Consider the following 23,111-nt stretch of genomic DNA (forward strand, 5'->3'; position numbering starts at 1 on the left):
CCTAACCTTCTTTTAGGTGTGGGCTTACGTTTGTTACAAAGCGTTTATAAATAGCAGGTAAGTTATCAAGTATTGCCTGCTTACCCTGTAGTTCACTGTTTTTTATGCACTCAAAAAGTACTTGCTCGCTAAGTTTATTCACTAATAATTGTGATTGCTTAATATGGCTTATATGCCAAAGCTCAGGTGCTACGCCACCTAAATCATGCTGGTAAGGGCGATAAAAACCAAATTTAACTAAGTTAGTATCAAGCCAATTACTTAAAGGTGCAAACGGCCCACCTTGCAAGTATTCATCAGGTGTTAGCTGTAGCTTATAATCATCACTGACCGCAGCTTTATCAAACACATCTAAGTCAGTCCCTAAATGGTGCCTGCTTGCGCCAGGTAGTGCAGAGTAGAGCATTATTGCTATGCATTTATCTACATCATTTAATTTAGTTAAATCTACAACCTTTTGCTGTTTATTATAAACAGGTCGAATACCTAAAAACTTATTATTCCAAATAATTGACTGGCGTTCAAAGTCGCGAAAACTTGAGGCAATAGTAAGATCAAATCCTGCTTTTTGAGCTGCACTTTGCAGCGCTAAAAAGTCGCTAATAATAGCGCTGTGCAAGCGATGATTTTGTATGTCAGTTAAATGTGTATCACTTTGCCCTGTGATACACATTATCGATGTTAGTTTAGTTACATCCATTATGCTAAAAGTTGCTCTAGTATTTGCTCGTAAATGTCGGTAAGGGCTATTAAATCATCGGTACTTACGCATTCATCTACTTTATGAATAGTTTCGTTACGTGGGCCAAGTTCAATTACTTTAGCACCTGTTTGTGCAATAAAGCGACCATCAGATGTGCCGCCAGTAGTTTCTAGATTCGTAGTTAAACCGGTTATTGATTTAATCGCTTTTACTGTGGCATCAACAAGTGGGCCGTGCTCGGTAATAAAAGGCAAGCCATTTACTATCCAGCTTAATTCATAATTTAAGTTATGCTTTTGCAGTATGTTATTTACACGTTGTTGTAATTGCTCATGTGTTACTTGCGTGCTAAATCTAAAGTTAAACTGTACTTCAAGCTCACCCGGGATCACATTACCGGCACCTGTGCCGCCATTAATATTTGAAATCTGAAAGCTGGTAGCAGGGAAGTATTCATTTCCGTTATCCCACACCGTTTGGCTAAGCTCAGTAAGGGCAGAGGTTGCTAGGTGAATTGGGTTTTGTGCTAAATGCGGGTAGGCCACATGACCTTGTATACCCTTAACAGTTAAAAAAGCGGTAAGTGAACCTCTTCGGCCATTTTTAACCACATCACCGAGTACATCGCGTGATGATGGCTCGCCTACAAGGCACATATCAATTTTTTCACCGCGCGCCTCTAGCGTATCAATTACACGAGTAGTCCCATTTATAAACGGACCTTCTTCGTCGGAGGTAATTAAAAATGAAATCGAGCCTTTATGATCTGGATGTTTAGTAACAAAACGCTCGGTTGCAACAAGCATTGCAGCTAACGAGCCTTTCATATCGGCAGCGCCGCGCCCATGTAATAAACCGTCTTTTATTAATCCTGAAAACGGCGGGTGTTGCCAATTTTTCTCTGGGCCTGTTGGCACAACATCAGTGTGGCCTGCAAAACAAAAGTGCGGTGATTGTGTGCCTTTTCGAGCCCATGTATTTAATGTGTCGGTAAAAAATAATGACTCTATATTAAAACCAACCGCAGCAAGGCGATCGTTCATCATCTGTTGGCAGCCAGCATCCTCGGGCGTTACTGACTCACGTTGTATTAGTGCTTGGGCAAGTGCAATTACATCATCTTTCATGATTTAAATATCTCATCGTATTGAGCTGCTTTAAAACCTAAATGGTAACTGCCATTGTTAATAAGTACTGGGCGTTTGATCATGGCAGGTTGGTCAACTAACAATGGGATAGCACTTTCTTTAGTCAAACTCTGTTTTTGCTCATCAGTTAGTGCGCGATAAGTTGTGCCACGTTTATTAACAAGCTGTTCCCAATCGAGTTTATCTGCAAAATCACTTACCATTTGCTCATCTACGCCATCTTTGCGGTAATCATGAAACGTAAATTCGATGTTGTTGTCGGCTAAGTATTTTTTTGCTTTTTTTATCGTATCGCAATTGCTAATACCGTATAGAGTGATCATAAATTTAGTTCTTCTTAATAATAGTTAATAAGGTATCAACATCCGCATTTACATGCGAATGTGAGTAATGAAATGTGCCGAGATTATGGCCGTTAAGTAAGATTAAACTGGCCAGCATAGGCGTTTCTAGTTCACGTAAATCAAAATAAGCGAGGCGTTGGCCTTTACTTATTTCACTACCATTTAATTGTGCAATATGGGTATGTGTAATTGATTGTGAACCGGTAATAGTTAAGTTGATTAAAACTTTTAAACCATTTTTAGCCTGTAAAATAAACTCAGTACCTGCGTTTTTTACTTGTAATAACGTGCCATCAAACGGCGCTAAAATTTTGTGGCTACTGAGCTTTACAGTAATACCAGGTCCGAGAATACCAAACCTAAAAATAGGTTCGGGGTGTTCTTGAAGCGGTATTACTTTACCTGTAAATGGGCTTGTAATAAGGATGGCACTACGAGGCGTTTTATTGAGTGCTAGATATTCAATTGTTTGTGCTTTCATATGCTATTGCGCCACCACGTTGTAACCATCTTTTTTTAAGGCGTTAAGTGCTAGTGAGGCCGTTTGCTTTTTTACTAAAATATAATCGGTATCGTAGGTTGAGATTGAAAAAATAGAAATTTTAGCGCGTGCTAATACACTCGATATATTAGCCATTATTCCGGTTAGCGAAAAACCAAGTGGGCCAACCACCTCAAGTGCTTGCCAATCAGATTCGGTATCTAAACTCTCTATTTCAAAGCTACTAGGGCAAACAATAGATAGTTCATCCTGGGTTTTAGATATAAAAAATAAAGGAAGCTTGAGTAGCGCCGCAGGTATATCGGCGTCAACATCTAAACTGTGAATAGATAAAACCGTGCTGTGTAATTGTAATGTTTGTTTTGACATTAAACGCCTGCGATACAGCATTATTGATAGCTTTATAGTATAGATTATTGCCTTCAAGTTAAAGGTGTAAGCGTGACTAAAATGAGCATTTGGAAGAGGGTTTTAATAGAGATTAAAAACTTACCCACAATTTCTGTGGATAAGTATGGGGGTTGCAGGGTATAAATAGCCTAACTAGTTAATTATTAAATAAATAATAGCTAGGCTATAAAAAGCACACGTTGTGTTTAATGTGCTATTAGCGCTTCTGCTTGGGCTGCCTGAATTGCAGTTAAGGCGATTGTATACACAATATCATCGACCAATGCACCACGGCTCAAGTCGTTTACGGGTTTGCGCATACCTTGAAGCATAGGGCCGATACTTATTAAGTCGGCACTGCGTTGTACTGCTTTATATGTTGTATTACCTGTATTTAAATCTGGGAATATAAATACAGTCGCTTTACCAGCTACAGGGCTGTTAGGTGCTTTTTTAAGTGCTACATTTTCCATTATAGCGGCATCGTATTGTAGTGGGCCGTCGATAATTAAATCAGGACGTTTTTGTTTTGCTATTTTTGTGGCTTCACGTACCTTTTCAACATCGGCACCCGTACCTGATGTACCCGTGCTATAGCTTATCATTGCTACACGTGGCTCTATGCCAAATGCAGCTGCAGAGTCGGCAGATTGAATCGCTATATCAGCAAGTTGTTCAGCATTAGGGTCGGGGTTTATAGCACAGTCACCGTAAACTAACACTTGATCAGGTAGCAGCATAAAAAATACGGATGATACTAGTGATGATCCTGGCGCTGTTTTAATTAACTGCAGGGGCGGGCGAATTGTATTGGCAGTGGTATTAACCGCGCCCGATACTAAACCATCTACTTTACCTTGCTCAAGCATCATTGTGCCAAGTACGACGTTATCTTGTAGTTGCTCTTGTGCTACAACGGCAGTTAGGCCTTTGCTTTTACGAATTTCGACCATAGGCGCAATATAATCATTTATAATACTTTTTGGCTCGATGATACTTACATGTTCGTTTAGCTCAATACCTTGCTGCTGTGCAATACGCATTATTTCTTCGCGATCGCCAAGCAATATAGTTTTAGCAATGCCACGTTGACCACAAATAGCAGCCGCTTTAATTGTACGAGGTTCATTCCCTTCTGGTAATACTACGGTTTTATCTGCTTTACGTGCTTTATCGGTTAATAAATAACGAAATGCAGGTGGTGATAACTTACGCGTTTTGCCTACACTTTGAGCTAGAGTATCGAGCCAGCTTGAATTGATATGTTCTGCATTGTGATCTTTTACTTTTTCAATGCGTTGGTCATCATCATTTGGTACTTCCATATTAAAGTTATGCAGTAATAGTGATGTGCGCCATGTGTCGGCATCGGTTGCGAGTATTGGTAAACCGGTTTGCATGGCTTGTTCACACAAAGCCATAATGCGTGGCTCTGGCTCAAAGCCACCGGTGAGTAATATAGCGCCAAGTTTAGTGCCGTTCATAGCAGATAAACACGCAGCAACAAGTATGTCTGAGCGATCGCCTGGTGTTACTAATAAAGCACCTGGCGTAAAATAATTTAAAATATTTGAAACCGTACGAGCACAAAAAGTAATACGGCGCAGACGACGATGAAGCATATCTCCTTCGTTAATAATCGTGGCTTTTAAGTATGCGCTTAAGTCTTTTACGCGCGGGGCTACTAAGTCAAAATCCCACGGGATTGCACCAAGTAACATAAACGGATTTTTTTTAAAAATAGGTAAAGACGCTAAACGATTAAACTCGTTTTCAAGCTCTTCGGGTTTGTAAGCGTCGACTAAATCGGCGCGTGCACGGCCTTCTTCATCAAGTGGCGCATTTACTTTATTAAAAATACAGCCCAGTACGCGAGAATGATCAATGCCGCCATGGTTACCTGCTGCAATTTCAAGGCGGTCTTCTATTTGTGTAATGGTGTAATTACCAGGGGTAAGTACAAATACAATTTCAGCGCCGAGCGTTTGTGCAATTTCGCGGTTTACACGTCCAGCATAAGGTTGGCGACGAGTGGTTACCATACCTTCAATAATAGCGATTTCATCGTCGTTTATTTTACTTTCAAAGCGTTCAACAATTTCCTCTAGTAGATCATCACCTTTACCGTCGCCAATCATTTGCTCAGCATAATCAAGAGCAAAAGGGGTGGGTGGGTTAATAGGTGAACCTTGAGTGACTATTTGTGTTGATTTTTCAGGACCAGTTTCGCCTGAACGAGGCTGAGCGATGGGTTTGAAAAAGTTAACTTTAACTGTTTTTTGTTCAAGTGCACGCACTAAACCAACCGATACAGACGTTAAACCCACACCGGTAGATACAGGAATCAACATAATACGACGTGCCATAATTAAAGCTCCTTTACTATGCTTGCGGCATCGTTTGCTATTACCCACTCTTCGTTTGTAGGTATAACGATAACTTTAATTTTTGTTTTTTTAGTGCTAATAATCCCTTGTTGTCCAAATCGGGCTTTAAGGTTAGCTTCCTCATCGCAATCAATGTTTAAAAAGGCAAGTTGAGAGATTACTTTTTTACGAATAAGATCTGAATTTTCGCCAATACCGCCAGTAAAAATTACAGCGTCTAGGCGCTGTAATGGCACCATGTAGGCTGCAATTTGTTTGGCAAGCCGATAGCAAAACATATCGATTGCTAGAGTTGCTCTTTGATTCCCAGAAAGCGAAGCCTCTTCAATTGTACGGCAATCGTTAGAAAGCCCACTTATGCCCAGTAAACCGCTTTCTTGATTTAGTAAATCGTCAATTTGCTGAGCGCTATAATTTAGTTGTGTAGTTAAAAAGTTAAATAAACCGGGATCGATATCACCACTGCGCATACCCATAATTAAGCCTGCAAGGGGAGTTAAGCCCATACTTGTATCAACACTTTTACCGCTTTTTATTGCACATACAGAGCAGCCATTACCTAAATGAGCACTAATAAAATTACTTTCTTCAAGGGATTGATTTAATAGCTGAGCGGCTTGATCTGCAACATAGCAGTGGCTTGTACCATGAAAACCATAACGCCTTACGCCAAACTCGGTATATAACTTATAAGGAAGGGCATATAGATAAGCGACTTCATCCATAGTTTGATGAAACGCGGTGTCAAATACCGCGACTTGGGGTAATCCTTTAAAAGATTCTTTTGCAGATGAAATGCCTAATAAATTAGCATGCCCGTGCAGTGGAGCAAGTGTAGCAGCTTGTGTAATTCCCAAAATAACATCTTCGTCGATAAGTATTGATTGTATAAAATGTTCACCACCGTGAACAACACGGTGACCTACTGCTATTAAATGCTCATCTAATTTATGTGATTTAATTAATGCCACTAGGGTATTGATTGCTTCAGCGTGAGCTTCGTTAGCTTTCAAATTAATAGCGGTCTTAGTCCCATTATATTTATATTTTATTGAAGGGGCTTCGCTTCCTAAGCGCTCAGCCAAACCAGAGATAACCTCGTGACCATTATTTGGATCTATAATGGCGAACTTTAAGCTAGAGCTGCCGCTATTTAGCACTAAAACGTGTTGTGACTTAGGAGAGCTTGTAGGCATAAATTCAATTTCCATAAACAAGTTTAGTAAGTGAATACGTAATAGTTACACTTACGGTATTAAATAAGGCTAAAACAATTAAATGTTCAACTGCAAAGTGGTTAACTCAATGTTAAATATTTTACCTTATTTATGATGTTTAAGTTAGGATTGTTCGCCATTAAAAGGTAAATTTAAGCTGTTTTACTGAGAAAGTGTAACTCTTTCATTTTGTGTTACACTTTGAGTATAGCTCGTTTTTCCATTGTATTTAAAAGCAGTATCTGTGAGGAGTCATGATGCAAAAAAGTGTGATGTCACAACTACAAACAGGCCGTTTGTATGGTAAAAAATGGCCAATGCGTAAAGAGCTTGCGCCTTTGTTTTTAGAGTTTAGAGTGATTAGAGCGACTGAGCTTGCCATTACAGTAATGCCAATCTTGGCTATGCTAACGTTGTTTTTTCAGCTTAACTACTTAGGTCCTGATTTTTTACCGCAAGCCATTGCAAGTGTATTATTTTTTATATCGTTACCTTTACAAGGTTTATTTTGGTTAGGTAAACGAGCGCAAACGCCTTTAGATCCTGCGATGCAAAAATGGTACAACGAGCTGTACACTAAAATGGCAGCTAATGGATATCAAACGCAGTTAAGTGAAAACAAGCCCCGTTATATGGAGCTTGCCAATTTACTTAAAGATATGTTTGAAAAAATGGATAGAGCATTTACTAAAGAGCAGTTTTAGAGAGTTACATCATTATCTATTTTGGTAAACTGAGTAATATAAAATGATAAGGTGACATTGTGTTCACCTTTTTGTTCGAGTGCTGTCCAGTGCTCGGGTCTAAATTTCCATGCAAATGGCGTCATCATTATTAAGTTTTTAATATCAGTAAAGCTAAGCGCTACATGCTCTGTTAAAAGAGCCTGTTCTGATTTTTGAAATCCTTTTGGAGTGGCTATTTCAGTATGTTCGTTTACTTCTGAATATATATACGATTTTAGCTCTTTTAAATGACAAGGTCCTGGGCTTGCAACCACTAATGTTGTGTTTTGATTTGCTAGGCGTTCAAGCTCTTGCTCAAACAAAGGTGCAAATACACTTACAAGTACATCAGCAAATTGGCTTTTAAAGGGCGCTTGGCTGATTGATGCCACACTAAATTGGCAATTAGGGTAGCGCTTAGCTGCATATTTAACCGCTGATTTTGAAATGTCGACACCGTATACAACAGCATTTGTTTTATTTGCGATTGCTTGGGTATAAAACCCTTCACCGCATCCTAAATCAATAATAGTATTCGCACTTATATTACTAATTATATCGCTAAGATTTCGTTGTAAGAAGCCATAATAACCAAGCTCTAAAAATGCGCGTCTGGCTTGTACCATTTCAAGTGAATCACCCGGTTGTTTTGAATTTTTTTGCTGCACAGGCAGTAAATTAACATAGCCTTCTTTAGCAAAATCAAAGCTGTGGTTGTTAGCACAACGAAGTGTTGAATCAGTTTTCAAAAGTGCGAGATTACATAGCGGGCATTGATATTGTAGACTCATGAGTCTAGGTAGTCCTTATCGTAAAAAGTTTTTACCCAATGCGGGCGATAGGTGATCATAATTGTTATAGCCATGCCGTTGAGCATTGCTTCAGGAAACCAAATTATGGCACTTAAATAAACGTAGTTATCTGCAAGTTCTTGCCAATTGTATTGCCCTATAGCTAAGTAAAATAAAGCACCTAGGCTTATTTTTATACAGGCTATAAATCCTGCGGTTATAAACGCACAAACAAATATATAAACAAAAAAATGACGAGGTAAATATTGGTAACTAATTATAAAGCCAAGATAGCTCAATAAAATAGGAATAAACGCACCAATAAGCAGTTGTACTGGTAATAGCTCAAGTTCAATTTGACCAAAGGCAGCGAGTAGGGCTGTGGCAAGTAGGCTACTTAAAATAGTCAATCGCCAGCCTAAAATTAATGTAGCAGCCGTAACACCTAGTATGTGTAAATCAAGGCCAGTTAAAATGCCAGCCTTTATTCGCCAAAGCACTGCAAACACTAACGCACACGCAAGTACGCCAGTTTGACGGACTGGCGTATTAAGCAATGTTTTATATGTTTTTTTATCAAAGCTTAATAGAGCAATAATAATCACAAGAGCCCAAAGTAGCCCCTGCATTGTTAGGCTGAGCATAATAATTACTTAAATGTTGACCATATAGGGGCATGATCTGAAGGTTTTTCAATACCGCGAAGTTCGTAATCAATACCTGTATCTATGCAGCGTGCTGCAAGCTCATTGGTTGCAAGCACTACATCTATACGAAGTCCTCGATTATCTACAAACCCTTTAGAGCGATAGTCAAACCACGAGTATTGATCGTCTGTTTCGGGGTTTTGCTCTCTAAAGGTGTCTTTAAAACCCCAATTAAGTAATGTTGCAAGCCATTCACGCTCTACCGGTTGGAAAGAACATTTACCCGTTTTTAACCAACGTTTAGCATTTACTTCGCCAATACCAATATCTAAATCGGTAGGTGATATGTTGATATCACCCATAACGATGACGTCTTGATCGGGTGTGTGATTGGTTTCAAGGTGTGTCATTAAATCTTTATAAAATTGGCGTTTATAAGGGAATTTAGTTTCGTGATTAATATTATCACCTTGTGGGAAATAGCCATTCATGACAGTAAGGTCGCGACCGTTATCTTGTTCAACAGTGACGCTTATCATGCGTTTTTGCGATTCCTCTGTATCGGTAGCAAAGCCTTTTAAGACCGATTTAGGCTCTTTTTTGCATAACATAGCTACGCCATAATGGGCTTTTTGGCCATGAAAGTAGACGTGATATCCCATTTTTTGTACATCTTCTAGTGGGAATGCTTCGTCGTGAACTTTAATCTCTTGCAAGCCAATAACGTCTGGTTGATGTTTGTCGATAATTGCTTGTAATTGGTGAAGACGAGCACGCAGACCATTGATATTGAAAGAAATCACTTTCATAAAATTTACCTTAAAATTGGATCTATTTAATAGATTAAATTGTATCAGTAAATACGCGTACATAACATGACTGAATTGAGATAATAGCTGCGCAAATGTTGATCAAATGATGGGTAAAGTTTAAACATTGTGAATACAATATTAATTATTTAAATAAATAAAAAATTCAATTGAACTTAACTTTATTGAATATATAATGCGCAAAATTCACTTGTTTAGCTCGTTCAAATAGGATCTCTCATGAAAACTCAACTACTTTTAGCTACTGCTTTATTAGCATCTGCAACTGCTTCAGCACAAAGCAATACTTACTTCAGTCAAGATAATAAAATTGAGTCTAAGTTATGTGTACTAAGTGCAAACGAAGGCTTTAGCGTTGCTCGTAAAGAAGCTGCCCAGCACGGCGTTTACTTATCTCGTTTTTCTAAAAGTATTTTATGTAATGGTGAAGATATTCGCGATATAGCTAAAAAAACGACGCTAAGCACAGTATCTGCTGAAAAAATAGAAGTGTTTGCAAAAGACGCTCAACAAGAAACTCAATTATGTATGACGGCCCTAAAACAAGGTTTAGCACCTGTTCGTCAAAAAATAGGTAACTTAAACTCTCTTAAATGTAATGGTCAAAACGTTACTGAGTTTGTTAAACGCTACCAAAACGCAGCAATCTAATTATTAGCTTAACGATATAACTGAACTTGAGATACCTGGTCATTACCGGGTATTTTTTTGCAAAAATTACAAGGTTGTTTGCAAAGCTTGCAAGCTTAACTTACTGAAACTGTTTAATAAATATACAGGATGAGATTAAGTTGTTGATTATTATAAGTTAACTATTATTGGCATTGGATTTGTATTAGTTAAAGTGACATTTAATTAATTACGAAGGATACGTCTTATGAAAAAGTTAACATTAGCAGCCACTATTTTAGCATCATTAAGCCTAGCGGCTTGTTCATCTAATCAAGGTCTTGAAAGAATAGACAGTGACTTTGCAAGTTTAGATAATGACAGCGATGGCTACATCTCAAAAGTTGAAGCTGATGACGATAGCATTTGGGGCCATTTTTCAAATATTGATACCAATATGGATAACGAAATTAGCCGCAAAGAATTCAACACTTACATGAAGTTAAACAATGGTAAAGTAGCCACTGATTCTGAAGTAAGTGAGTCGGCATTTAAAGCTGAAATTGCTAAATTCGATAAAATTGAAAGCAGCTTTGCAAGTCTAGATAACGACAGCAATGGCTATATCTCGGTAGTTGAAGGTAACGATGATGATATTTCAAATCATTTTGGTTACATGGATAAAAACCAAGATAAGCGCATCAGTAAAAGCGAGTTTATGGGTTACATTAAAAAATATGGTAACGCAGTAGCTGAAGATGATGCATTAGAAGCTTTTAAAAGTAACTAATAGTTACCATTTTAGTAAGTAAGATTAAAGCCAGTGCTAGTCACTGGCTTTTTTGTGTTTTAAATTTAGTTATTTGATAGATATATTTTCCTAGTTTGGTGTTGTTCTGTCATAATAGATGGCTGTGTGTTTTTATTTGTTAAGAGTGTGTATGGCGGGTCGGCGAATTAGTGATGAACAACTAGTTGAGATCATTGAAGCAGCTATTTTTGTTGCAGATAAGCCTGTGAGTAAACGCCACCTTAAAGACACTGTATTAATAGATTTAGCTATTTCTATGGCGCGAATAAACGACGCAATAGATACAATACAAGAACATTTTCAAACTCGTGGTATTCGCTTAGTTGAAGTTGGTAGTGGGTATCGGTTTCAGGCATGCAGTAGTTTAAGCCCTTGGTTAAATAACTTGTGGCAAGAGCGCGCGCCTAAGTATTCACGTGCTTTACTGGAAACATTATCACTTATTGCATACAGGCAGCCCATTACACGCGGCGAAATTGAGCAAGTAAGAGGTGTTACTACGGGTTCGAATATTATTAAAACCTTACTCGAAAGAGAGTGGGTTAAAGTGGTAGGGCATAAAGAGGTTCCGGGAAAGCCGGCTTTATATGCAACTACTAAGCAATTTTTAGATTATTTTTCGTTAACTGGGCTTGAAAATTTACCTGCGTTGCCAACTGAGCAGCAAAGTAAAATTAACCAGTTATTGAGCGATCCTTCTGTGAGAGAACCATCCGAATGAGTATTATACAAGGTGAAAAGTTACAAAAAGTCTTAGCCCGTGCAGGCGTAGGCTCACGCCGTGAAATGGAAAAATACATTGACGCAAACCGCGTTAGCGTAAACGGTAAAGTGGCAAAGTTAGGTGACCGTGTTGAAGAAACCGATTTGATTCGTGTTGACGGACACACTGTAAAGATTGAAGAAAAAGCAGATAGAATCTGTCGTGTAATTATGTATAACAAACCAGAAGGTGAGTTAAGCACACGTAAAGATCCAGAAGGGCGTCGTACAGTATTTGATCGACTTCCTCGCATTGATGGTGAACGTTGGATTGCAGTGGGTCGTTTAGACGTTAATACATCGGGTTTGATGCTCTTTACTAATGATGGTGAATTAGCTAACCGTTTAATGCATCCAAGCTATGAAGTAGAGCGTGAATACTCTGCGCGTGTATTTGGTGAAGTAACCAATGAAACGGTTAAAAACTTACTACGTGGTGTTGAGCTTGAAGATGGTCCAGCCAAATTCACGACTGTAACCCCTATGGGTGGCGAAGGCGTTAACCGCTGGTTTAACGTAACGTTAAATGAAGGGCGTAACCGTGAAGTACGTCGTTTATGGCAGTCTCAAGATGCGGAAGTATCTCGTCTTATTCGTATTCGTTACGGTAAACTAGAGCTTGATAAGCGCGTGCCACAAGGTGGTTGGATGGAGTATGATTTAGAAACAGTAAACTACTTACGCAAAACCGTTAAATTAGGGCGCGAGACACAAACTAAGCTTTCTGTTATGCCTGAAAAACGCAAAGATAAACGCGCTAAAATCAACCAGATCCGCAAAGCAGTTAAAAAACACAATCAACGTGTTAAGCCTACTAAACGTAAATAATAAATTAGTTATTTATTGAACACAAAAAAGCCGCTAATTGCGGCTTTTTTAATGTGTGTTGTATAAATTTTTTAAACACTAAATTACTTTTTTACTTGTGCATCTAACGATTCGCCATTCACTTTACTAGAATCATCGCTCATCAAGTATAAGTAGGTTGGCATTAAATCTTCTGGTGTAGCAAGCGCGTCTCTATCTTCTCCTGGGTATGCAGCAGCACGCATAGAAGTGCGAGTAGCGCCTGGATTAATACAGTTTATACGAATATTCGTTTTGCCTACTTCACATGCCCATGTTTGCATCATGCCTTCTACAGCAAATTTTGAGATGGCGTATGGCCCCCAAAATTCACGGCCTTTTCGACCAACGCTTGATGATGTAAATACCACTGATGCATTGTCAGATTTACGAAGAACAGGAAAAAGCGCTTTAGTGATCATCGCTTGCGCGGTCACGTTTACTTTCATTATGTTTTCGAACGTAGATGAGCAAAAATGTTCAAGTGGACCAAGTGACCCTAAAATACCTGCATTATTAAGCAAGCCATCAAGGCGGCCAAATTGATATTCAATTGTTGCAGCAAGGTCACGATAGTTTTGTTTAGTTGCGCCTTTTAAATCCATGGGCACAATTGCAGGTTTAGGGTAACCCGCATTAACAATTTCATCGTAAACACATTCAAGTTTATTAGTTGTTTTTCCTAATAAGATAACTGTAGCGCCGTATTTTGCATACGTAATTGCTGCTACTCGGCCAATACCATCACCGGCGCCTGTTATTAAAATAATTTTATCTTTAAGTGCGTTTTCAGCCGCTTGATATGTGTGCATAAAAGTACCCATTCATCTATTTTTTTTTGATTTTAACATAGCGAAACGTGAAGTAATCGAATTTATTGTAAAATTAGGTGGCGAAAATAGAAACTTTACGTTAAGTTTAACTGGTCTAATGTCTCATTAATAACCTGATTACATTGTTTTAACTTAATACACTGATTAAACACACTATAAAAATAAAATATGTGCGGAGCCAACAATATGAAAAAAATGCTACTTTCACTCTCGGTTACAGCTGCTTTAGCAGGCTGTGGCGGTGGAGAAACGTTAACAGATGTCAAAAATGACACAGCACCCGTTATTCCAACAGCAACAGTTACATTTGACCCTGCTGCAGGTATCTTATCGGTACCTAATGATTTATTAATGAGTGGGACTCAAGACGGTACACTTAATATCCCTGGCGAATTAGATGACGATAATGCATCTATTTCTCGTGCAGCTTATGCAGACCCTCAGCTTGCTCTAGGTGCACTTGATGGTTGGTCTTCGCAGGTTCCTTATAAAATTGATTTAACATTCCCACCAAATGTAAGTTTAGATGAAGCGTCTGCGGGAAGCCCTGGAACGGTAAGGATTTTTGAAGTTGTAATGGGTGCAAGCTTAACTGACGCAGAATGTTCTGTTGTAGCGGCAGGCACTGCTTGTAAATTAGTGGGTGAACTTACTTTTGGCGTTGACTTTGTAACTCAAGCTTCAGGTGATGCCGTTGCCATTATTCCTTTAAAACCATTTACAGCCGGTAGCTCATACATCAATGTATTAACTACAGGGCTTAAAGATTCATTAGGGCGTTCTATTGAACCTTCTTCTACTTATGCCTCTGTGAGTGAAGAAGCGCCGTTAATTACAGAAGCCCAACTTGGTTTGCAAGGTGCTGTAAATAGCTACGAAAATGTAGTGGTAAGTTCAGGCGACATTTCAAAAGGCGATATTATTTTTTCTAGTGCAATGACTATTCAATCAGCAGGGCCAGTGCTTGGTACTATTAAACAATTGTTAGCTGGTAGTTTGATAAACCCTGCAACTATACCAAAAATAACTGTTACAGAGTCTGATGAGGTTGAAACGGTTAAAGATTTTTTAAAATTTCCTGATATAGCTACTTTTGCTCCATTTGATGCTGTTGAATATATTAAAGGCGAGATTACTTTACCAATGTATCTAGGCACACCAACAGGTAAAGATATAAGCGCTTTGAATGACACATACTGGAAAGCAATGTGTTCAAGCCCTGTTGCAGTATTAAATCAGTTAGCTGCGGATCAAAAGTTACGAGATGAGGGTAAAGAAGAAGATATTGATGCAACTATGTTTGATGAAGGTCCTTATGAAGACGTTTGCCAGCAAATAAATGCTCGTCTACATGACTATCCAAAAATAGATATTACTCGGCATTTAACTAAATATAACCCAGTTCCACTAGCTCAAAGCAGTGAGACTATACCTGTACAAATCACAAAGCCAATTTTAGCAGATATAAATGTTTATCGTTCAGCTTATGGTTTACCTGAGCTTGAAAGTATCCCAGAAGGTGGCTGGCCAGTTGTTATTATGCAACACGGTATTACAACACAAAAAGAAAGTATGCTTGCTTTAACGGCGCAGCTTTCTATTCAAGGCTTTGCAACGGTTGCTATTGATCATCCTCGCCACGGTGAGCGTGGTATAGATGTTGGTGATGATGGGACAGACGATTTTAATGCTACAACGGGCTCTGTCCTTAGCTACATGAACTTAAGTTCGTTACTAGTTGCACGTGATAGTCTACGTCAATCGGCTGCTGATTTATTAGGTTTGCGTTTAGGCTTAAACTTTATTAATGATGCAACTATTAACAGTAAAGATGTAACTTACGTTGGACACTCTTTGGGTTCAATTGTTGCTCCAGCATTTATTGCTCAAGCTAATACGCCAATGGCAGAAACGCTTGATCCGCTATTTAATGTAAATACGGTAGCGCTTGCAAGTGGCGGTGGCGGTATAGCAAGCTTCTTACTTGAATCCGCTGCGTTTGGTCCATTTATTCAAGGTTCAGTACTTTCACAAGCGGGTACAACAGAAGCTGATGAACTTAACGTTTACTTACAGGGCGCTGCGCTTTCTAACTGTGGTTCATTTGCATCGGAGGATATGGAAGCTTATTTAACATGTGGTTACAGAGAATATATTACATCACTTACTACTGCGGGTGAAACGACTAAACTTACTAACATTCAAGGTGTATTTACACAGTTTGCTTTTGCGGCTCAAACAGCATTAGATAGTGGCGACCCTACGAACTACGCAGCCACTGTGAAAGCATTAGGTACTCCTGTTTATACTAATGTTGTTGTGGGTGATGGTGTTGATAACAAGCCTGACCAAGTGATACCACCAATGGCAGCTAATAATCCTATTTCTGGCACAATTCCATTAGCTAACTTGATGGGTCTTGAAACAGTAAGTACTTCGCAAGCATTGAGTGAAATACCAGCAAGCTACTTAGTTAAATTTACTAAAGGGCATCATGGTTCTATATTAACGCCAGCTCAAGATGATGCACAAGCTGCAACTGTTGAAGGTAGTGCGGCCGCTAATACAGAAATGCAGTTGCAAGTAGCTACTTACTTAGCTGCTCGTGGTCGAATGTTATTAGTTTCCAACCCTGAGGTTGTGACTGATTAATAGCCAATAAAATAATTAACCTTTAAAAGCCACTGAAAAGTGGCTTTTTTTTGCTTTAAAGCATGCTAAATTAGCTGAAATTTATAAATGGAGAAACCAGTTGGAATTTTTATACGAATACGGTTTGTTTTTTGCTAAAACAATTACTTTTGTTATTGCTATAGCAGTTATTCTAATGCTAATAGTTGGCGCTGCAGTTAAGCCTAAAGCCAAAAAAGGCGAAATACAAATTGACGACATATCAGAGCAATTAGTTGAGCTTAAAGAAAGCTTTTTACAAAATACGCTGGGTAAAAAAGAGCTTAAAGCGCACCAAAAACAGCTTAAATCGCAAAGTAAAAAAGCAGATAAAGATGAGCCTAAACCTCGTTTATATGTAATTGACTTTGTAGGCAGTATGGACGCTCACGAAGTAGAAAGCTTACGAGAAGAAATAACGGCCATTATCTCTATTGCCAATCCAAGTAAAGACAAAGTACTTATTCGTTTAGAAAGTGGTGGTGGTGTTGTGCATGGCTACGGACTTGCTGCATCTCAGTTACAGCGTATTAAAAGTGCAGGTATTCCTCTGAGTGTTGCAATTGATAAAGTAGCAGCGAGCGGTGGTTACATGATGGCGTGTGTAGCCGATGAGATACTTGCAGCCCCTTTTGCCATAGTTGGATCTATTGGTGTGATAGCTCAAATACCAAACTTTAATAAAATATTAAAGAAAAATGATGTGGAATTTGAGCAAATAACTGCAGGTGAGTTTAAACGTACGCTTACTTTATTTGGTGAAAACACAGATAAGGCCCGTGAAAAATTTCGTGAAGAAATTGAACAAACACATGATTTATTTAAAACGTTTGTAAGCACTCAACGTCCAAGCTTAGATATAAACTTAGTTGCGACAGGCGAGCATTGGTTTGCAACTCAAGCGATTGATAAAGGTTTGGTAGATGTCATAAAGACAAGTGATGATGCATTGCTGGAGCAGCAACATGAGCGCCAAATTTATAAGATTAAATACAAAATTAAAAAGGGATTAAGCGATAAGCTAGCTCTTGGCCTGAGTAGTGGTGTAAATAAAGTGGGAATAAACTTACTCTCTAAATTTAAATCCCTAAATCCTTAGATTAGAATTTTTTTTACGATTCAGTTTAATTCTTTCTACTCAAAAAAAACCTTGATGTATTGCATCAAGGTTTTTTATAGCTGTATAAATGTAGCTTAAGAGTCAATAGACTTATGATAATCTTCTAAGTCTTTAGCTGCATTAGGGTCGTTAAAGATGCTCTCATCAAGTTCCCCTTCAGATTTAGCAACAACACAGGTAACCATACAATCGCCGGTTACATTAACTGCTGTACGTGTCATATCAAGTAATCTATCTACACCGATAATAATTGCAATCCCTTCTACAGGTAAGCCAACTTGGTTAAGTACCATGGCCAGCATTATTAAACCAACACCAGGTACGCCTGCTGTACCTACAGAGGCAAGTGTTGCTGTTAATATAACCATTAAATAATCAGATATTGTCAAATCGACACTAAACACTTGTGCAATGAACACGGTAGCCACACCTTGCATGATGGCAGTGCCATCCATGTTAATGGTAGCACCCAGTGGGATAGTAAATGAGGCAACCGAGTTATTAGCACCTAGTTTTTTAGTAGCAGTTTCAAGTGTAATAGGCATAGTTGCGCTTGAGCTCGAGGTACTAAATGCAAATAAGCATGTGTGCTTCATTTTTGCTAAGAAAATAAGCGGGTTTAAGCCCGTTAATACTTTTAAAAGCAATGTGTAGTTTACAAAAGCATGTAATAACAGTGCAAGCACTACAACGCCAAAGTATTTGGCTAGGCTAACAATTAAGTTAAGCTCAATTGTTGTAAACAGTTTTGCCATTAAAAAGAACACGCCATAAGGGGCAATATTCATTAACAGCGTAACTAGTTTTAAAATCACAGTGTTTAAATCTTCAAATACGGTAGCAACACGCTTTCCTGCTTTACCACTTAATGCCATTGCTACACCAAATAATAGTGCAAACACAATAACTTGAAGCATATTACCTTTGGCCATCGCTTCAAAAGGGTTTGTAGGAAACATATCTATAATTACACGCGCTAGGGTAGGCGCTTCTTTCGCGTCGTAAGCTGCATTAGATGGCAAGCTTATACCTTCACCAGGGCTAAATAATAAGGCAAGTGTAATAGCCACCGTTATAGCAATAGCCGTAGTTAATAAGTATAAAACAATAGATTTACCACCTAGGCGGCCTAGTTTTTTAGGGTCACTTAAGCTACAGGTACCACAAACGAGCGATACAAAAACAAGAGGCACAACTAACATTTTTAAGCTGGCAATAAATATTTGGCCACCAACATGGAAAATACCATCAACAAAAAAGGCTTTAATTGGCAAAGAGAATAACCCAAGTGGTATTAGATAATCGTCTTCACCAGCTAATATAGCCTGAAATATAAAACCTACTGCAACCCCAAGCGCCATACCAATCATGATGCGAGTGGTTAAACTCATTGAACGGATTTTTGACATATTTCCTGATCTACATTTTATAAATTTGCCATAGACTACCAGCAAGGAAATATTTACTACAGAAAAAGTTAGTATTTATTTAAAAATATTTTGCACAAAAAAGTAATAAAAAACTGTGATTTTAGACTAAGTTATAGGTTAATATTAAGTGTAAATTAATTTTGATTATAATAACAACGCTAGGGAGAGGTTCATGCCTTTAATGCGACTGCTCGGCATTTCATTGCTAAGTTTTTTACTCACAGCCTGTGGTGGCGGTGGGTCACTTGAAAAAGACGGTTCTATAAGTGATGGTGATTCCACTACAGAGGCTGCTACATATTCGGTTTCATTAAAGGGATACTCTCAAACAGACGAAACAGAGTCAAATGCTGTTACGGCAGATTCTCCCTTAAACTTAAGAGCAATACTCACTGATAACGACGGTGATGTTGTTGATAGTCAGCGAATTACGTTTACTTTAACCGATACCGTAGGGGCTTTAAGCCAGACATCTGCACTAACAAATACAGATGGGGAAGCCGAAGTTGAACTAATGGCTGGTACTGTCGAAGGTGCTGGAGAAGTAACTGCCACATATACAGTTGATGGCACGACCTATACAGATAGTTTTTCGTTTAGCTCAACAGGTGATGCTGGACTAAATCCAAATAATGAATACGTGATCCAATTACAAGGCTTCTCTCAAGGGGATGGATCTGAAACCAATTCAGTTTCAGGGGATACTCCAATCGATTTAATCGCCACTCTTACTAATAACGGTAATCAAGTATCTGGTGAGGTAATAACATTTTCTCTATCGGGTAATGTGGGTTCTTTAAATGCAAGTTCAGCACTTACACAAACTAATGGACAAGCGAAAGTAGAATTAACATCAGGAACAATTGAAGGCGCTGGTCAAGTTGTAGCAAGTTTCAACATTGATAGTGTTACTTACACCTCAAGTTTCTCGTTTCAATCCGACGGTAAAGAAGGTAACCAACCTGCTTATAGTTTAACTTTGCAAGGGTATTCAAATGGAACGGATCTTCAATCAAATACAGTTACTTCATTAGCGCCACTTGAACTAAGAGCAACGTTACTTAATGACGGTACTCCAGTTAGCTCACAAAGTGTTAATTTTTCGTTAGCTAGTAATATCGGTGTTTTAAACCCTAGTTCTGGAAGTGTTTTAACCAATAGCAATGGTATAGCTGCTATTGAGCTCCTAGCTGGAAATATTGAAGGTGCTTCAGAATTATCTGTAACTTACATAAATAATGGTGTTACGTACTCATCGGAAGCCTTTGACTTTGAATCTATCATTGTTGAAAAAGCGGAAATTACAGTTAGCTTATTAGCAAGTGATGATTCGACAACTCGCAATGTGGATTTTTTAAACCCTGCTGTTGCCCAGGCGCAACTCTTATTAAACGGTGAACCAGGTGCGTTTAAGTTAGTCGCATTTAATTTATCAGGCTTAGGGACTATTAATCCTTCTAATGGTACTGCACTGACCAATGAGAAGGGGATTGCGAAGGTTGATTTATTAGCAGGGACAGAAGCTGGGGCTGGCTCAATAACGGCCGAATATATTGATAGCGATAACACGAGTTACACAGCTGAAGCTTTTACATATACAACTGCCGGGGACTCTCCAGCCCAAGGTGATGCAGATAATTTCACAATTGATCTGAGCTTAAGGTCGTCAACAACACGAAACCAAATAAGCGAAATTAGTGCCAACGATAATGGCCTAGTAGAAGCTCTAGTCCTAGATTCAAATGGTGCCCCAGTAATTGGAAAAGTGGTTTCTTTTAGCTCTACTTTAGGTAACCTATTACCTAGTTCAGGTACTGCGCTAACAAATATTAACGGTATTGCTACTCTAAATCTAACACCAGGTACAATTGAAGGAGCCGGTAATGTTACAGCACAGTACGAAGCTATTACAGAAACGGTAGGGTTTTATACTCGTGGTGATGCTATCGACCCTAATCAAAGCACTGCGGATATCAATTTTAAAATTTTGCAAAACTGTCCGGTTGGTTTTAAAACAACTAGAGATGCAAGTTTATGTGAAGAGATAACAAGTATCTCAGGTGATTCTTCAGCTATTTTATTTATTGAAGTGACTAATGAAAATTCAACAACACCACTTACTCAAACTTTAGTAACCGCTACTACCACTATTGGTGCAATTTCACCTACTACAGGTACTGCAATTACAGATTCTAATGGTATTGCACTACTCGATATTGTTCCTGGACTGGATGTAGGGGCAGGTGAAATCACCGTGTCTGTACTTGATAGTAACTTGACTAAGGCGTTTCAGATTGCTGCGGTAGATATTGAAATTTCTATTTCGAGTTCTATTGCTGATGATGAGCTATTAGCGGCAGGGGCTACGGCTCTAGTTTCTATTGAAATTACTAAAGATGGTGAGTTATATACAACGCCATTAACGGTTGAATTTACATCGGGCTGTGTAAGTTCGGAGCAGGCATCAATTGATGAAACTGTGACAAGTATTGGTGGATTTGCACGTTCAACTTATCGCCCTTTAACTTGTGTGGGTGGTGATATTATTACTGCAACGGTTATTACTGGTGGAGATACGGTTTCTGCAAATACTACAATTAATGTATCACCTGCAAATATTGGTTTTTTACAGTTTATAGATGTTACAGAGCCTGTAATTGCATTAAAAGGTACAGGTGGTGCTGACCGTACTGAAATTTCAGAAGTGACTTTCAAACTTGTGGATTCAAACGGGAACGATTTAGCGTCAAGAACGGTTAACTTTGAACTTTCAACTGCTGTAGGTGGCATTACATTAGGCACAGCAAGCGCTATTACTAATGCCCGTGGCGAAGTGAAAACATCAGTACTATCTGGTTCGATTGCAACACCTGTACGTGTTATTGCATCAAGTGAGGAAGAGGTTGGAGGCAATACAGTCATTGTTACGGCTCCCTCAGATATTCTTGTTGTTAGTACGGGTATTGCCGATCAAAATAGTTTTTCGCTATCGCGTTCTATTTTCAATCCCCATGCATTAAATGTTGATGGTAATACAGTAGCGGTTAACGCACGTTTAGCCGATCACTTTAATAATCCTGTTCCAGATGGTACGGCCGTTACTTTTATTACAGAAGGTGGAGTTATTGAGCCAAGTTGTACTACAACGAATGGAGCATGTAGCGTTACTTGGACAAGTAGCAACCCGCGTCCTTTTACTGATTCAATGTACGAAAATACAATTGCTCAAAAATGTGATGGTGGATTACCGTGCCCATTAGGTATTTTAAATAATGATCTTACAATAGATTTACCACTTGGTGGACGAGCAACCGTTCATGCATATGCTATTGGTGAAGAGACTTTTTCAGACTTAAATGGTAATGGTTACTTTGATAGCGAAGACTTCTTTGATGATTTATTTGATATCCCAGAAGCTTTTATTGATAACAATGAAGATGGTACTTTTGGCGGCAAAGATTGTAGTGATGGAACAGACCCATGTTCTCGTGACAATTCAACAGGTGATGAGTTTGAAGAGTTCGTAGATTTTGATGGTAATGGCTCTTGGACTACCCAAAACGGTTTATACAATGGTTTACTATGTCGTGAAGAAGACGAAACCGCAGGGCTATGTAGCCGTCAATTGGTTAATGTATTTCAAAACCAAGAGATTGTTATGTCGGGTGATGCGGCATTCTTTAGATTAGTAACCTATGCTGATGATTGCTCGGCTATTGCAGGCGTAACAGCATCTGAGGTGCATATAAACAGTGATCCAGCGAGCCCATTAGTACGTCGCTCACAAGCTGATCCAACAAGCCAACAGATGTGTCAAGTCAGTGAAATAGATTTAACCCAGAGTCCAACAGGGACTAGTAGTGTCAGTCTGATTATGTATATTGCAGATATGTATAATAATCCTATGCCTGCAGGTACTGAGGTAACTATTAGTACTGATAACGGTGAAATTACTGGCGAAACTAGTTATGTATTTCCTAATACTACGAGCTTTGTTCCAGTAGGTGTTTCTTTTGGTATTAAACGGGAACCTTTGACAGGTGGTAACGATAGTCCATCGGGTAGCTTAAACATTTCAGTTGAAGCTCCTTCAGGTTTAGTTTCGCCATTTTCAGTTTCAGTAATCGACGATTTATAATCGTTTAAAATAAAAAATGCCAACCTTTAGGTTGGCATTTTTGTTTCTGTTCTATATATTCCACATCAATTAATCTAAAAACACCTGTTTGTTTAATTTAACGACAAAAATTGTTCGTTTATTCAGTAAATACTGAAAAGTTTGTATTAAAAGCTTGTAACAACTAGTGTTTGTAGATATACCTATAAATATTCGCGCCGCTTATGTC

20 protein-coding genes are annotated in these 23,111 nt (G+C 38.7%); 8 read left to right on the top strand and 12 right to left on the bottom strand.

Annotated features, from left to right (window positions below):
- Position 1: 1 nt before the first annotated feature.
- From GQR53_RS03925 to GQR53_RS03955, 7 genes are all read right to left on the bottom strand, one after another.
- Positions 2-700 carry a M15 family metallopeptidase gene (locus GQR53_RS03925; RefSeq protein ID WP_165742931.1) on the bottom strand — a complete coding sequence of 233 codons (699 nt, stop codon included), beginning with the start codon at positions 698-700 and terminating at the stop codon, positions 2-4.
- Positions 700-1,830: a succinyl-diaminopimelate desuccinylase gene (dapE, locus tag GQR53_RS03930; protein WP_165742932.1), complete on the bottom strand. Its 1,131-nt coding sequence runs from the start codon at positions 1,828-1,830 to the stop codon at positions 700-702. The genes GQR53_RS03925 and dapE overlap by 1 nt, the downstream gene beginning before the upstream one ends.
- On the bottom strand, positions 1,827-2,174 hold the full coding sequence (locus GQR53_RS03935) for an ArsC family reductase (RefSeq protein WP_165742933.1): 348 nt from the start codon (positions 2,172-2,174) through the stop codon (positions 1,827-1,829). The genes dapE and GQR53_RS03935 overlap by 4 nt, the downstream gene beginning before the upstream one ends.
- Positions 2,175-2,178: 4 nt before the next feature.
- Complete coding sequence (locus GQR53_RS03940; protein WP_002959694.1) at positions 2,179-2,676, bottom strand: PTS glucose transporter subunit IIA; 498 nt, start codon at positions 2,674-2,676, stop codon at positions 2,179-2,181.
- 3 nt (positions 2,677-2,679) lie between these two features.
- On the bottom strand, positions 2,680-3,066 hold the full coding sequence (locus tag GQR53_RS03945; RefSeq protein ID WP_165742934.1) for an ACT domain-containing protein: 387 nt from the start codon (positions 3,064-3,066) through the stop codon (positions 2,680-2,682).
- A gap of 227 nt (positions 3,067-3,293) precedes the next feature.
- On the bottom strand, positions 3,294-5,453 hold the full coding sequence (pta, locus tag GQR53_RS03950) for a phosphate acetyltransferase (RefSeq protein ID WP_165742935.1): 2,160 nt from the start codon (positions 5,451-5,453) through the stop codon (positions 3,294-3,296).
- Between the two features lie 2 nt (positions 5,454-5,455).
- On the bottom strand, positions 5,456-6,670 hold the full coding sequence (locus tag GQR53_RS03955) for an acetate kinase (protein ID WP_165742936.1): 1,215 nt from the start codon (positions 6,668-6,670) through the stop codon (positions 5,456-5,458).
- A 278-nt stretch (positions 6,671-6,948) separates the two neighbouring features.
- Here GQR53_RS03955 and yfbV point away from each other — a divergent pair, with 278 nt between their 5' ends.
- Complete coding sequence (gene yfbV / locus GQR53_RS03960) at positions 6,949-7,395, top strand: terminus macrodomain insulation protein YfbV (RefSeq protein WP_165742969.1); 447 nt, start codon at positions 6,949-6,951, stop codon at positions 7,393-7,395.
- Here the strand turns inward: yfbV and GQR53_RS03965 are convergent.
- The 3 genes from GQR53_RS03965 to xthA are packed head-to-tail and all read right to left on the bottom strand — an operon-like array spanning position 7,392 to position 9,663.
- The gene (locus GQR53_RS03965; protein ID WP_165742937.1) at positions 7,392-8,207 is read right to left on the bottom strand and encodes a putative RNA methyltransferase; all 816 of its coding nucleotides are present in this window, start codon (positions 8,205-8,207) and stop codon (positions 7,392-7,394) included. The two genes, yfbV and GQR53_RS03965, sit on opposite strands and share 4 nt — an antisense overlap.
- The gene (locus GQR53_RS03970) at positions 8,204-8,851 is read right to left on the bottom strand and encodes an energy-coupling factor ABC transporter permease (protein WP_165742938.1); all 648 of its coding nucleotides are present in this window, start codon (positions 8,849-8,851) and stop codon (positions 8,204-8,206) included. Before GQR53_RS03970 ends, GQR53_RS03965 begins: the two co-directional genes overlap by 4 nt.
- 5 nt (positions 8,852-8,856) lie before the next feature.
- Positions 8,857-9,663 carry an exodeoxyribonuclease III gene (xthA, locus tag GQR53_RS03975; RefSeq protein ID WP_024596546.1) on the bottom strand — a complete coding sequence of 269 codons (807 nt, stop codon included), beginning with the start codon at positions 9,661-9,663 and terminating at the stop codon, positions 8,857-8,859.
- Between the two features lie 240 nt (positions 9,664-9,903).
- On the opposite strand from xthA, the gene GQR53_RS03980 reads away from it, so the two are divergent.
- The 4 genes from GQR53_RS03980 to rluB all read left to right on the top strand — a co-directional run bounded on the left by GQR53_RS03980 (position 9,904) and on the right by rluB (position 12,694).
- Positions 9,904-10,335 carry an exonuclease III gene (locus tag GQR53_RS03980; RefSeq protein ID WP_165742939.1) on the top strand — a complete coding sequence of 144 codons (432 nt, stop codon included), beginning with the start codon at positions 9,904-9,906 and terminating at the stop codon, positions 10,333-10,335.
- Positions 10,336-10,561: 226 nt separating this feature from the next.
- Entirely contained in the window at positions 10,562-11,083 is a 522-nt protein-coding gene (locus GQR53_RS03985) for an EF-hand domain-containing protein (protein WP_165721507.1), read from the top strand.
- A gap of 151 nt (positions 11,084-11,234) precedes the next feature.
- Positions 11,235-11,825, top strand: a complete 591-nt coding sequence (scpB, locus tag GQR53_RS03990; RefSeq protein ID WP_002959713.1) for an SMC-Scp complex subunit ScpB — start codon at positions 11,235-11,237, stop codon at positions 11,823-11,825.
- Entirely contained in the window at positions 11,822-12,694 is an 873-nt protein-coding gene (gene rluB, locus GQR53_RS03995) for a 23S rRNA pseudouridine(2605) synthase RluB (protein ID WP_024595359.1), read from the top strand. Before scpB ends, rluB begins: the two co-directional genes overlap by 4 nt.
- A gap of 83 nt (positions 12,695-12,777) precedes the next feature.
- Here the strand turns inward: rluB and GQR53_RS04000 are convergent, their stop codons facing one another.
- Entirely contained in the window at positions 12,778-13,524 is a 747-nt protein-coding gene (locus tag GQR53_RS04000; RefSeq protein ID WP_165742940.1) for a YciK family oxidoreductase, read from the bottom strand.
- A 207-nt stretch (positions 13,525-13,731) separates the two neighbouring features.
- On the opposite strand from GQR53_RS04000, the gene GQR53_RS04005 reads away from it, so the two are divergent.
- Together GQR53_RS04005 and sohB are read left to right on the top strand one after the other, a co-directional pair.
- Complete coding sequence (locus tag GQR53_RS04005; RefSeq protein ID WP_165742941.1) at positions 13,732-16,197, top strand: VolA/Pla-1 family phospholipase; 2,466 nt, start codon at positions 13,732-13,734, stop codon at positions 16,195-16,197.
- A 100-nt stretch (positions 16,198-16,297) separates the two neighbouring features.
- Positions 16,298-17,314, top strand: a complete 1,017-nt coding sequence (gene sohB, locus GQR53_RS04010) for a protease SohB (protein ID WP_165742942.1) — start codon at positions 16,298-16,300, stop codon at positions 17,312-17,314.
- Between the two features lie 95 nt (positions 17,315-17,409).
- On the opposite strand, the gene GQR53_RS04015 is transcribed toward sohB, so the two are convergent.
- The gene (locus GQR53_RS04015) at positions 17,410-18,744 is read right to left on the bottom strand and encodes a dicarboxylate/amino acid:cation symporter (RefSeq protein ID WP_165742943.1); all 1,335 of its coding nucleotides are present in this window, start codon (positions 18,742-18,744) and stop codon (positions 17,410-17,412) included.
- Between the two features lie 193 nt (positions 18,745-18,937).
- On the opposite strand from GQR53_RS04015, the gene GQR53_RS04020 reads away from it, so the two are divergent.
- Positions 18,938-22,903: an Ig-like domain-containing protein gene (locus tag GQR53_RS04020; protein ID WP_165742944.1), complete on the top strand. Its 3,966-nt coding sequence runs from the start codon at positions 18,938-18,940 to the stop codon at positions 22,901-22,903.
- Positions 22,904-23,111: the final 208 nt, after the last annotated feature.

It is taken from the genome of Pseudoalteromonas sp. Z9A6, from assembly GCF_011378805.1.
Taxonomy (GTDB): Bacteria; Pseudomonadota; Gammaproteobacteria; order Enterobacterales; family Alteromonadaceae; genus Pseudoalteromonas; species Pseudoalteromonas distincta.